The organism is Kaistella sp. PBT33-4 (assembly GCF_029194425.1).
Taxonomy (GTDB): domain Bacteria; phylum Bacteroidota; class Bacteroidia; order Flavobacteriales; family Weeksellaceae; genus Marnyiella.
On record NZ_JARFYL010000001.1, the window covers coordinates 280,936 to 293,041 of the forward strand.

The 12,106-nt window shown below is 43.1% G+C and carries 10 protein-coding genes; 5 read left to right on the forward strand and 5 right to left on the reverse strand.

All coding sequences use genetic code 11. The annotated features are described in order from the left end of the window. Nucleotides 1–367 precede the first annotated feature (367 nt). Nucleotides 368–1,069 (reverse strand): RsmE family RNA methyltransferase, encoded by a 702-nt coding sequence (locus P0M11_RS01265; protein ID WP_275624100.1) that lies wholly within the window; start codon nt 1,067–1,069, stop codon nt 368–370. An 11-nt stretch (nt 1,070–1,080) separates the two neighbouring features. Further along, nucleotides 1,081–2,121 carry a tRNA (adenosine(37)-N6)-threonylcarbamoyltransferase complex transferase subunit TsaD gene (tsaD, locus tag P0M11_RS01270; RefSeq protein ID WP_275624101.1) on the reverse strand — a complete coding sequence of 347 codons (1,041 nt, stop codon included), beginning with the start codon at nt 2,119–2,121 and terminating at the stop codon, nt 1,081–1,083. Between the two features lie 4 nt (nt 2,122–2,125). On the opposite strand from tsaD, the gene P0M11_RS01275 reads away from it, so the two are divergent. The 5 genes from P0M11_RS01275 (at nt 2,126) to ric (ending at nt 9,158) form a co-directional block, all read left to right on the forward strand. Next, nucleotides 2,126–6,883 carry a translocation/assembly module TamB gene (locus P0M11_RS01275; protein ID WP_275624102.1) on the forward strand — a complete coding sequence of 1,586 codons (4,758 nt, stop codon included), beginning with the start codon at nt 2,126–2,128 and terminating at the stop codon, nt 6,881–6,883. 127 nt (nt 6,884–7,010) lie between these two features. Beyond that, nucleotides 7,011–7,481 (forward strand): winged helix-turn-helix transcriptional regulator, encoded by a 471-nt coding sequence (locus P0M11_RS01280; protein WP_158064810.1) that lies wholly within the window; start codon nt 7,011–7,013, stop codon nt 7,479–7,481. Nucleotides 7,482–7,542: 61 nt separating this feature from the next. Continuing rightward, on the forward strand, nt 7,543–7,920 hold the full coding sequence (locus P0M11_RS01285) for a hypothetical protein (protein ID WP_275624103.1): 378 nt from the start codon (nt 7,543–7,545) through the stop codon (nt 7,918–7,920). Between the two features lie 8 nt (nt 7,921–7,928). Continuing rightward, a complete protein-coding gene (locus tag P0M11_RS01290; RefSeq protein WP_275624104.1) occupies nt 7,929–8,360 on the forward strand; it encodes an Rrf2 family transcriptional regulator in 432 nt (143 codons plus the stop codon). An 84-nt stretch (nt 8,361–8,444) separates the two neighbouring features. Further along, nucleotides 8,445–9,158 (forward strand): iron-sulfur cluster repair di-iron protein, encoded by a 714-nt coding sequence (gene ric / locus P0M11_RS01295; RefSeq protein WP_158064807.1) that lies wholly within the window; start codon nt 8,445–8,447, stop codon nt 9,156–9,158. Nucleotides 9,159–9,258: 100 nt separating this feature from the next. On the opposite strand, the gene P0M11_RS01300 is transcribed toward ric, so the two are convergent. From P0M11_RS01300 to P0M11_RS01310, 3 genes are all read right to left on the reverse strand, one after another. Continuing rightward, nucleotides 9,259–10,527, reverse strand: coding sequence for a chloride channel protein (locus tag P0M11_RS01300; RefSeq protein ID WP_275624105.1), 1,269 nt, complete (start codon nt 10,525–10,527; stop codon nt 9,259–9,261). A gap of 831 nt (nt 10,528–11,358) precedes the next feature. Continuing rightward, nucleotides 11,359–11,625, reverse strand: a complete 267-nt coding sequence (locus P0M11_RS01305) for a hypothetical protein (protein WP_275624106.1) — start codon at nt 11,623–11,625, stop codon at nt 11,359–11,361. Further along, nucleotides 11,585–11,905 carry a hypothetical protein gene (locus P0M11_RS01310; RefSeq protein ID WP_275624107.1) on the reverse strand — a complete coding sequence of 107 codons (321 nt, stop codon included), beginning with the start codon at nt 11,903–11,905 and terminating at the stop codon, nt 11,585–11,587. The genes P0M11_RS01305 and P0M11_RS01310 overlap by 41 nt, the downstream gene beginning before the upstream one ends. Nucleotides 11,906–12,106: the final 201 nt, after the last annotated feature.

The window sequence follows — 12,106 nt, forward strand, 5'->3', positions numbered from 1 at the left end:
CGTCTCAATCATCATCTTAATGGCCTGCATAAATTCACCTCTTCTGTACGTGACTGGAGAGTGGTTTATATAGCGCCATACCAAACAAAAAAAGAAGCTTTAGTAGAGGAGAAACGTATAAAAAGACTGAATAGAAATTCAATCTTAAAGTTAATTGCTGGTTAAAAATATTCCCTTCAAGAATGACGGGAAGCAATAAGGATAGGTTGTAGTTAGCGTGGCTCTCAAACAGATCATTGGAAATCTTCTGAAGTTCCATTTGCCTCCTTGCCATGAAATTTACTTATGTGACCTCTCTCGAAATCTCAAAGTTTGATAAGTTAGGTTCCACGAGCCACTTTTGCAGAAGATAAATGCTCAACGTATACTATAGTCCTCCATTTATCCGGTTGTAATTCCATGCTGCTACAAATGTACCTGCCGTTTCGGTGCGTAACCTTTGATTTCCCAGCGAAACCGCTGTGATGCCAGCGTCTGCCAGCAGCGTAATCTCTGCCGGACTGAAATCGCCCTCAGGTCCTATCATAAAGGTTATACTGTCCATAGAAGGAATCTGATGGAGTTCTCTTCTCTCAAAAGCAGAATCACAGTGTGCTACAAATGTTTCCCCGGGGGCCTGTTTCTGAATAAAATCTGAAAACTTAGTTAGGTTGTTCACCTTTGGAAAGTGAAAACGAAGCGACTGTTTGGATGCGGCGATCACCTGCTTCTGTAATTTTTCGAAGTTCAAATTCCGCCGTTCCGTCTTTTCCGTCAGTAAGAATGTTATCTCGCTGATGCCCATTTCAGTGGCTTTTTCCACGAAAAATTCGATACGGTCTATATTTTTGGTTGGTGCAATCGCAATATGAAGGTTCAGGGAAAAGGGTAGAGCCGGCGGAAGGTATTTTACATTATCCAAAATAACTTTTTTACCCTCCAGGATCAGCTGGCCGTTTGCCGCATTTCCTTTTCCGTCAGTGACTGTAATTTCATCACCATCACGCATACGCAAAACCTTAAGGATGTGCTGCTGTTCATCTTCATCAATCTTAACTTCGGGGAAAATTTCGCCAAAAAATAATTTCATCACTGTATGAATTAATCCTTATTAGTGAAATCAGTCACCAGATCATACCTGGCTGCGGCAGAAACGGAGAGGTCCGAAAATTCACCACGTTCAAATTTGAGTTTTGCTACCATGGCAATCATTGCGGCGTTATCTGTAGTATACTCAAATTTTGGTATATAAATATTCCAACCTAATCGTCGTCCTGTATCCTGCATTGCTTCTCTCAGTGCTGAGTTGGCTGAAACACCTCCTGCTATCGCAACTTCGGAAATTTTCAGTTCAGTAGCTGCCTTTGTAAGTTTCTGCATCAGGATATCTACGATACTTTTCTGAACAGAGGCACAAAGGTCATTTATGTTTTCGCTGATGAATTCCGGATTCTTCCTGATTTCTTTTTGGATAAAATAAAGCACTGAAGTTTTAATGCCGCTAAAGGAGTAATCGTAGTCCTGCATCTTCGGCTTGCTGAATTCGTAGGCCGTAGGATTTCCGTCCTTGGCTAATCTGTCAATGATGGGACCGGCCGGGTAATCCAGGCCAAATATCTTTCCAATCTTGTCGAAGGCTTCACCAGCCGCATCGTCCGTAGTTTTACCGATGATCTGCATGTCAAAGTAATCCTTAACCAGCACAATCATGGTATGTCCGCCACTTACAGTAAGGCATAGAAAAGGGAATTTCGGAGGCACAGGATTTGCATCGGCAATAAAATGCGCTAAAATGTGGGCCTGGAGATGATTTACCTCAATTAAGGGTACATTCAGGCTCATAGCCAGTGATTTAGCAAAGGAGGTTCCCACAAGCAGTGATCCCAACAGACCGGGACCCCGGGTGAAGCCTACGGCGTCAATATCATTTTGTTGTATATTTGCTCTGGTTATGGACTGCTGTACAACTGGAATGATGTTTTGCTGATGCGCACGGGAAGCCAGTTCGGGGACAACCCCGCCGTATAAGTTGTGAATTTCCTGATTTGCTGCAATATTGGAGAGAATCTCATTACCTCTGATCACTGCCGCAGAAGTATCGTCACAGGACGACTCTATCCCTAAAATTATTGACTCGTTCATTACAATGGCAAATATAGAGAATAATAAAAACAGTAACGAGCAGCATTCAAATACTATTCCCGAAAAGATCGGTGAAAAAGTGGAGCAGGTAAAGGAGGTGGTCTCCGATGTAGTGCAGGATCCCGTAGGTTCAGCCGGGGCTATTGTAGAGCAGGCCGCAAAGGATGTAACCAACGTTCGCTGGTGGGTGAAGCTGATGCTCATTATTTTCTGGTTCAGTCTCTCGCTGTTCGTAATTGCACTGGTAGCAGTAAATTTACCTGTAACAAAGCGCTGGGCTGCCAACCAGGCTCTGCAGATCCTAAACCAGGATTTTAAGGCAGAGATGTCCACACGAGATGTCCATGTAGATTACTTTGGCGATGTTACCATTCGCGGCCTCACCATAAAAGACTATAAAGGACTTGAATTTATAAAAGTTCGTGAATTCCGTGCCAACTCAAACTGGATTGCCTTGGCCACCAATGCCATTAGCGGCAGAAGTAACTCGCTAAGTTTTGATGCTTTGACATTGACTGAGGCCGATATTAAAGTAATCACCTATGAAGGCGACAGCATTTCAAACTTCATCAGATATATCGGAAATTTTGATTCAGGAAAGAAAGCGGATCCCACCAAGCCCCCTTTTCTGCTCAACTCCCGGGTAGAACTTGTGAACTCCAGGGTTTCCATTATCAACAGGAACAGCAGTGGAGATAAGGGCCGGTGGTTGGTAGCCCAAAATCTAAACCTGCGCGCACCAAGTGTGCGTGTAAATGGTGGCGATGTTTTCGCTCAGGTTAATAACCTTAGCTTCAATACGAGCCGGTGGGGCAAGAAACATACTGTGGATACCTTTTCAGCAGATATTTCACTTACGAAAGATTTTCTTTCACTTCGGGATCTTACTCTGCTCACAGACCACACCCTGCTGCAGGGTGATGTAAAATTCAACCTCAAAAATGGGTCGTGGGCAGATTTTACCAACCGGGTACGTTGGGAAATGGTAATGAAACAGGGTAGTCAGATCAGCGGCTATGATATCAGTTATTTTGTAACGCAGTGGGACAATTACAAGCCGGTAAACATATCCGGATCGATGGCCGGACCCCTTAACAACTTCTATCTCAGTAACTTTGTTCTGGGCAACCGCGATGTGAGTGTACGTACGGGCACCATGAAACTCAGTAATTTACTGAATGGCAAGTTTGTAATTGAGACCAATGATCTGTCAACCGATTTTACCTATAAGGGTCTGAAAGCCATGTTACCCACATTTGTTTCCGAAAAGATGAAGAATTTTGCCGATGATTTCGGCCGGCTCAGATACCGGGGTGGCGTAAGGGTAATGCCCGAGCAGATTTATGTACCCAGAGGCAATCTCATCACCGGCATCGGCAGGGCAAATATCCGGAATTTCTACCTGACTGATTACAGCACGGTTATGCCCAAATACCGTGGATATGCCGAGGTTTTTGATCTTAACACTTCCATAATCACCAAAAGTAAGCAGGTTGGACTCATTACAGGTAAATTTAATGTGGACGGGCAGAGTTTTGATGTAAATACCATGCGCATCCGTACGCAGTCCCAGATTGCCAGCATTGAAATATTGGATAAAGTAATTAATAATGTCACCTTGGATGGTTTGCTGGACCGCAGAACCTATAATGGGATTGTAAAGGTGAATGATGATCAGGCGCGGGGCGCAGTGAAGGGTCTTATTGATTTCCGGACCTCCCGGATCCTTGCCGATGTAAATGCAGATATTGGCTATCTGAACCTGAATTATTTTACCGGGGCCTCCGGCAGCCAGGTTATGAGTGGCCAGGTAAACGGTAAGATAGCAATGACCAGTCTGAACGATATGAACCTGGACGCAGAGCTTACCAATCTGAATTTCGCTACATCCACTCAAAAATTTAATATACCAAATGCAAAAGTACAGGCATTTTTTGAGGACGGCAGCCGCGTTGTAGCAGTAGATGCACCGGGCGCTGTAAGCGGCAGGATTGCGGGCCGTTATAATCTGGGTGATCTTCCTGCAATGATAGAAAACGGCCTCAATAAAATCCTGGTGGGTCCGCCGCCGCGCCGGATGTTCCGTGGGCAGAATTTTAATATGGAATTCAATATTCGCCAGAATTTGATGAATTATTTTATGCCGGACCTGCGGATCCCGCGCGGAGCTTTTGTGAACGGCTCCTATAATGGGGATGCCAACAACCTGGTCCTGAATCTGGATGCGTCCGAACTGATGTATTATACGACGAAAAAGCAGGAAATCACCGACGCGGACCGTGCGCTTGCGGCAGTAAACCCTGAATACCGCATCACACAAAGTGACCTCGTAAAAAGGGACAGTACCATGGTAAACAACTTGGTGGTTCGCATCAATACTGCCAATCTTGATGAACAGATATTCGCAAAGGTGGACCGGGCGCAGTATGGTAATAATGTTCTAAAAGAGGTAAGCATAACGGGCCGAAACGAAAACAACCGGTTGCTTCATATTGCCGCCAATTTTCAACACGGAAGTCCGCAGGAGGAAGTTAACGGAGAACTCAAGAATTACAGCATTAACTTAAACCAGTCTACAAACACTCAGGGTGACTATGTAGTAAGGTTTGACCCTACTTCGGTTAATTTCAATAATGTTACATGGAGTATTGATACCAGTCCGCAACTTAATCATTCCATTACTTACCGCAAGGCAACCAAAGATTTCCTGATAGAGAATCTGCGTATTTTCTCGGACAGCAGCGAGTTACTTGTTAAAACTGCTACGTTCAAATCTGCTAAGGATTTCCATGCCGAGGCTGAAGTTAAGAATATGCAGATTGCCAAAATCCTGGAAATGCAGGCTGGTGGAAATTCTCTGGATATGCAGGGACTTGCAAACGGAAGCATCAACATTACAATGAACCGGAATAACCTGGAACCACTCGTGGATTTGAGGATTGATAACATTACAATGGATGGCGAGGATCTTGGTAATATTGTTATCAATGCTAAGAATTCAGCTACTGCAAATGTGTTCGACATAGAAGCTCAGGTAATTTCCGCCGGAATCATCGGCGATAACAATTTGCTGGTAACCGGCACCATTGACAATAACACGCCTTCACCTACCCTGGACATCAAGGCTGATATGAAGGACTTCGATCTTAAATTTGCCAATCAGTTCGTTAAAGGGGTTTTCAGTAATATGCGTGGATATGCCAATGGGGTGCTGTCTGTGAACGGTACGCTGAAGGATCTGGATTACAGTGGTGACATCGCAATGAGTAAATTCGGGCTTAAACTTGATTTTACAGGTGTCGATTATTCTTTTGAGGACACCGTAATTCCATTGTCACGGGGCCGCGCGATACTTAATAATATTGGAGTCCGGGACGGTCGTAACAATTCCAGCGGTACAATTTCCGGGGCGATTTATTTTGAAACCCTGGCTTCTATGGCGGTCGAGCTCATAATGAGGGCAGATAATCTAATGATGCTTAATACCACGCAAAGCGATTATGATTTATTCTGGGGTAGGATATACGGTCAGGGAGATCTCTATGTTTCCGGTCCGGTGAAATCGCTGAGTATACAAACGCCTAATATGAGGGCCCTCAACAACAGTGTGTTTACTTTTAACTCCAATTCCACCTCCAATGTTGAAGAATTTAAGATGCTGCGGTTTCTCAAGGAGGATGACAAAGGGGTCATTACCCTGGAAGATAAAAAACGATCAGGTGCCAATATGAATATTGACTTCAATCTGGCTGTGGACAAAGGAACTACCGTGAATGTACTCGTAGGAGATGATATAGGGAATATATCTGTGCGCGGAACATCCGACGAACTGCGGTTTGTGATGGCCCGGACTGGAAACATTGAAATGAACGGTTCTTATATCGTTGAAAACGGAACCTTCACCTCCAAAGCCGTCTTAAACCGTACCTTCCAGATTGTTCAGGGCAGCAGCATCCGCTGGGATGGCGATGCCTTAACACCTGCACTCGACATCACTGCCAACTATATGCGTACTGTTTCCAACACCGGCGATTATCTGGGAGTTGGTTCTCTGCAGCCTGTGAATGTTCTGCTTCAAACCAGGATTACGCAGACACTGAATAATCCTAAAATTGAACTGGGTGTGTCGGCTGTTGATGTTTCCAGCCAGATTCGGGAAACACTGGCATCGAAAATGAATCAGGAGGATGAAAAGGTGATACAGTTTGGTTCTGTATTATTGCTTAACCGATTTAATACAACCGCAACCGGACTGGATGTGGGTAATATTGCCGAAAATACAGGATATAACCTGCTTTTCAGACAGCTCGGATCTGTACTGAACACCATCAGCAATGAATTTCAGATTGACCTGAATTATGTACGCGGCGATGAGGCCTCAAATACAGGAGACCGTGCCAATGCCGGAGTGAGTTTCGATCTCTCACCACGCGTTAAGGTGAAAACAGGTCTGGGTATACCTTTGTCCAGAGGACCGGAGGGCACAGACACCGACCTGCTTTCCGGAGAAGGAACTGTAGAAATTGACGTAAGCAAGAAAAATGACGGCACACTGGTGCTTCGGGGCTACTCCAAACCAATGAATATCGGAATGGGAAGTGGAGGAAGTAACGGTGCAGCCAACCAAACCTATGGAGGTGGGGTAGTATGGAGCAAAAGTTTTAATACCATCTTCAAAAGAAGGCAGAAGGATAAAATACCCTCTTCACAAAACCCCTCAAATTCCAAAGAATCAAAAACAAAAGATTCAATTGCTTTGTAATTATTAGGTTGAACATAAGGTTGCGTTAAATTATCGTTAATACATTCTAAATATTGTGTTGTTTAATATTTTTTTGTAATTTTGCAAAAAATACAGTAATTTATTAATAAATACTCAATTAAATAAAATGAATTATCAGTTAGATGAGATAGACAAGAGAATTCTTGATTTCCTGGTGAAAAACACCCGTATGCCCTTTACCGAAATTGCTAAACAAATGGACGTTTCTGCCGGCACAATTCATGTTCGGGTTAAGAAAATGGAAGATGCCGGAATCATTCTTGGATCTTCACTTAGCATAGATTATGGCAAACTTGATTACCATTTTACTGCCTTTATCGGGATTCTCCTTACCAAATCAAACCGTACTCAGGAAGTACTGAAAGAACTTGCTGCTATTCCAAATGTTGTGGAAGCCAGCGTAATTTCTGGAAAATATAATATTTTCTGTAAGATGCGTGCCAAGAATACCGAGGATGCCAAAAGAATCATTTATATGATTGATGACATCCAGGATGTTATGAGAACCGAAAGTATGATCTCCATGGAAGAGTATCTGAGCGACAAGAACAGACTTATTGATGCCGTTAGGATCTAATTTATTAATTACCTTTACTGAAACCTGCGGATTGTTCGCAGGTTTCATTATTTTTGCACCTATGGAAAGGAATGAATTTGCCGATGAAAGCCCTAAAAAAGATTTAGGTTTTATACTGTCACTGCTCGCGCTTTTACTTTTCACAATTATGGGTATTGGTGTAGATGTGGATCAGTACCTGCAGCAAGGTGAACTTAAAATTCCGGAGTGGTATTTTTACATTATTTTCTCTGTCGATTTGCTTATTATCCTTTCGCTTCTCCTCATTTATCTGTACCGGAAAATTGGCGTAATCCTTTTTCCATTGCTGGTAGGTGCACATTTTTATTCCCACATCTATTATCTGGATACATTTCTCTATACAGATGTTACTTCGCTGTTCCTCTTTACAGGAATAGGTCTGCTTGCCTTTATTCCCAAATGGCAGTTCTTTAAATAATCGGACCGATGTTTTCGAAAGCATGTGAATACGCGATCAAAGCTGCGATCTATGTTGCCAAACAAAGTTTGCGGAATGAACTCGTAAACGTGAAGCAGGTAGCAGTATCTGTGGACGCACCGGTGGCCTTCACTGCTAAGATACTGCAGCGTATGAACCGTGAAAAGATACTGGAATCGTCGCGTGGCAAAATGGGCGGTTTTGTTTTTAATGAGGAAAAACAGAAAGGCACTACCATTTACGATATCGTCATTCTTTTTGACGGTCCCGGAGTATTTACAGAATGTGGGCTGGGACTGCACAGATGCTCAGCTCTTAATCCCTGTCCGGTTCATGATGACTTTAAGATAGTACGTGAAAAACTGCAGATCATGACTCAGAAATTTTCCTTCTTTGACCTCGCTGTGCGAACTGAAAGTGGGCTGGCCTGGCTACGCTGATTTTTTTTGTTTTTAAATAGGATGAAATAGTCCGAATTAAAAATTTGGTGTACCTTTGTCATATAATCTTAAAAAAAAAGTGATATGCTAACCCAGGAAAAAACAATAGGCGATTACGTAGCGGAAAATTTCAGGACTGCGGAAGTTTTTAAAAAGTATAACATAGATTTCTGTTGCAAAGGCGGCAGAACAATAGAGGAAGCCTGCGACAGAAAAAAAGTTAATCCCGAAGACATCTATCGGGAGTTGGAGGAAATTTCTAGTCAGAAATCTTCAGACATTGATTTTAACAGCTGGCCGCTGGACCTGCTGGCGGATTATGTGGAGAAAACCCACCACCGCTATGTTGAGGAAAAAACGGCCATGCTTATTCCATATCTGGACAAATTATGTAAAGTCCACGGTGACCGTCACCCCGAACTGTTTGAGATTAATAGGCTTTTTGTAGAAAGTGCGAAAGATTTAGGTGCTCACATGAAAAAAGAAGAACTTATTCTTTTTCCCTTCATCAAAAAAATGGTTACAGCACAGCGTAGTGGAGAGCCTCTTGATAAGCCGCATTTCGGAACTGTAGAAAATCCGGTGGCTATGATGAAAGAGGAACACGAAGCCGAAGGCGACCGTTTTGTGAAAATCTCAGAACTGACCAATGGTTATCAGTTTCCCGATGATGCCTGCGGAACCTATCAGGTAACATTTAAGATGCTTGAAGATTTTGAAAACGACCTTCACAAGCACATCCATCTGGAAAACAATATCCTGTTCCCCAAGGCTGTCGCACTTGAGAAAACTTTATAGAGCAGGTATCTGGTTCCGCTAACAGAAGAAAGAAGAAAGCCGTTTTAGTTCATAAACCGGCTTTTTTTAACAGTTCTGATTCGAATCTCTTACGAATATACTAAGCAGTTGCATTTACATACCGGTCATAAGTATATACGTTATAAGGCAGCATCTTCTTTGCGGTTGCAGTGGCAATGAAACAGCAAATGAACACGGGGAAATAAAGCATAAATCCACCCGGTAGTAAGCTGCAGATCAGAACGCTTGAAGTAAGCGGAGCAAACAAAGCTGCAGAGAGCATAGATGCAGCCCCTATCAGGGCAAAGTTTACCGGAATAAACTGCATTCCAAAATAGGTGTTACCAATTATAGCAAAGCTTAACCCCAGAAAAGCGCCGGCCACGATGCTTGGCGCAAAAACGCCCCCGTCACCGCCGGCGCCAAGTGTCAGTGCTGCAGCCAATGGTTTCAGAATGGCCAGCGTAAGGATTAATATCAAAGTTGCGCTGCTGCCCTCCGGCGGGCTTTCCAACATCATTCGTAAACCGTGATAACTGTCCCCGTATAAAGCCGGAAAAAAGAAAATTAGGAGACCAACGGCTATAGCACCCAGGTTTACCCTAATAAAATTGTTGCTGATACCTCCGAAAAATGTTTTCATACGCGTAACCAACAGCGTGAAATATACAGAAAGAAGACCACCTGAAATACTTAACAATATAAAAAAGGGTACTGCAGCATAGTTCCAGTTGGCTACAGGCGTATTAAATATTGTCTGGTTGTCGAAAAGCCGGATGAAAAGAAAACTGCTCAGTGCAGCCACTGTGCAGGAAATAACGAGTGAAAGACGTATTTTACGTGCAATAACCTCCATGGCAAACAGAAATCCGGCCAGCGGGCTTGCAAACAAAACAGCAACACCCGCAACTACGCCTGCGCAAATAAGTTCGCGCTTGTACATTCTGGCGGAGAACTCCTTTTTATAGCCATAATTTCCAATGGTAGCTGTCGCTACCACGGTTGACACCTCAATACCGGTGGATCCGCCGAAAATAACAGTTAGGAAACCATTGATGAAGTGCGACGGAATCTTAAATAAGGGTAAATGTTCCTTCCGCTGGTCCAGTGTTTTGTAAATCTCGGTGATGCCTTTATTTTTCCTGTACTGAAAAACATATTTCCTTAAGAAATAAATCATCGTTATTCCGACTGAGGGCAGGATTACGTATAATGCAGCGTAACTGCCTGCGACGCCAAATATTTGATGCTGCAGGTACTCAGTGAGATGCTTGAGGCCAAAAGCAAGTATCGCACTTGCGAGGGCAACAGCAATTGATGCCAAAATAAGCCTGAAATAATGCTGCTTTACAATTTTCTTTCTTTCCAAAGGAGTATATTAAGCTGAAGTTGAGAGGAAAACGGACCGTTGACTGTCCATCACTGGCGCAAATTTAGGAAACTTTCACAGAACATTTTTTACGCGCGCCTGAAGCATGATGCTTAATGTAATAGTTGAGCCGATGTCGCGGATTTATAATCCATGCTTTTTTTAACCTTAAATTTTTCTGTGCTGATCAGTGATATTTGTGAGCTAAAAATAGGAGTGCTGCTAACCACAGCGTTCATGGAGGTTTTCTCAGCGCGCACGGAGAAGGTGTTCTGTACTTCAATTTTGCATAAATCTAACAACTGAGATCTGATGTCTGAAATCCTGATACTTTTAACCACAAAGGGCACAAAGGTTTTCTCAGCGTGCACGGAGAAGAGGTTCTATACTTCAATTTTGCATAAATCTAACAACTGAGATCTGAGATCTGATATCCGAAATCTTGATACTTTTAACCACAAAGGGCACAAAGGTTTTCACAATGTGCACGGAGAAGAGGCTCTATATTTTAATGTCGAATAAATCTAAAATCAAAATTCTAAAATTCAAAATTTTGAATTGATTGTTCGCTTGTTATCATCAAAATAAAAGCCTCTTTGTCATTCCGCAGGAATCTCAAGAGTCTGGATGTCTTCTGTATAACTACTGATCCTCGGTTGAGAATCCGCGACATGGGAGCAAGTGGACTTTCGTCCTTCGAGTCGGAAGTACCGATCGTAATCTGTTCCGATAACGATGGGAAACAACGAAGCAATCATTTACTATGGAACAGGATAGCGCTGTGACTGCGCGGGTACTGGAAGAGAGGCTTCGGAATTTTCGAATTGTGTTTTAAAACAACGCTACCTGCAGAAAGCCGCCGATATTGCTTTGTTTATGTTTTAAAGGGCTGTAATATTCCAGGTTGGCTCCCGCACCGAAAGTAAATTCTTTATAGGTAAAGCCCACGCGGCTGCGAATATAACTTCTGGTATGCAGATCTGCAGTCATGGCATGGACATACGTCCCCTGTAGCCTGGTATACAGTCTCCATTTATCACTGGGTGCCGGTTTGTATTCAATAATTCCTAACCCTTCGATATTTGCATTCCTGCTCATCCACGCTTGGGATGGCGATTACAAGCCATTCGGGGGTTGCGTAAGTGCAAATTAAAGCTGCAGAAGGCCGGATTCCACCAGGAGTGCTCTGAAATCCCGCACCCACTTTAAGTCCTTTATAGAGGTCAACCGTAGCTTTATCCATAATCATCAAATCACTTAGCTGGTCATTTCCCCAATCGGAATTAAAATCTGTTACGCCAAAAAAGCCGATTTGAGGAACGCTCCTTAATTTTTTGTCCAGAGTCATCTGGAAAGAAACTCCACGGTTGCCTGTCATTCCTTCGACGTTTACCGGAGGATTTTGTATTGGGTTCGCTTCCGTTTCCTGAGCGTCAAGGCTAATTCCTGCAAACAAAGTAAGGGCAGTAAAGGAAATGTTTATAAGTTTTTTTAAATGGGTCAGTCATGGTGGTTGATTAAATTTATGACTGACGAAATTATCTTAATTGAAAGTGGAATTATAGGATATTTAAGGTGA

What these genes read in the sequence shown, in the direction of transcription:
- P0M11_RS01280 (WP_158064810.1), top strand. Translation starts at nt 7,011, where the DNA reads ATGAATTATCAGTTAGATGAGATAGACAAGAGAATTCTTGATTTCCTG.
- tsaD (WP_275624101.1), bottom strand. Translation starts at nt 2,121, where the DNA reads ATGAACGAGTCAATAATTTTAGGGATAGAGTCGTCCTGTGACGATACT.
- P0M11_RS01290 (WP_275624104.1), top strand. Translation starts at nt 7,929, where the DNA reads ATGTTTTCGAAAGCATGTGAATACGCGATCAAAGCTGCGATCTATGTT.
- P0M11_RS01310 (WP_275624107.1), bottom strand. Translation starts at nt 11,905, where the DNA reads ATGACAGGCAACCGTGGAGTTTCTTTCCAGATGACTCTGGACAAAAAA.
- P0M11_RS01265 (WP_275624100.1), bottom strand. Translation starts at nt 1,069, where the DNA reads ATGAAATTATTTTTTGGCGAAATTTTCCCCGAAGTTAAGATTGATGAA.
- P0M11_RS01305 (WP_275624106.1), bottom strand. Translation starts at nt 11,625, where the DNA reads ATGAGCAGGAATGCAAATATCGAAGGGTTAGGAATTATTGAATACAAA.
- ric (WP_158064807.1), top strand. Translation starts at nt 8,445, where the DNA reads ATGCTAACCCAGGAAAAAACAATAGGCGATTACGTAGCGGAAAATTTC.
- P0M11_RS01275 (WP_275624102.1), top strand. Translation starts at nt 2,126, where the DNA reads ATGGCAAATATAGAGAATAATAAAAACAGTAACGAGCAGCATTCAAAT.
- P0M11_RS01285 (WP_275624103.1), top strand. Translation starts at nt 7,543, where the DNA reads ATGGAAAGGAATGAATTTGCCGATGAAAGCCCTAAAAAAGATTTAGGT.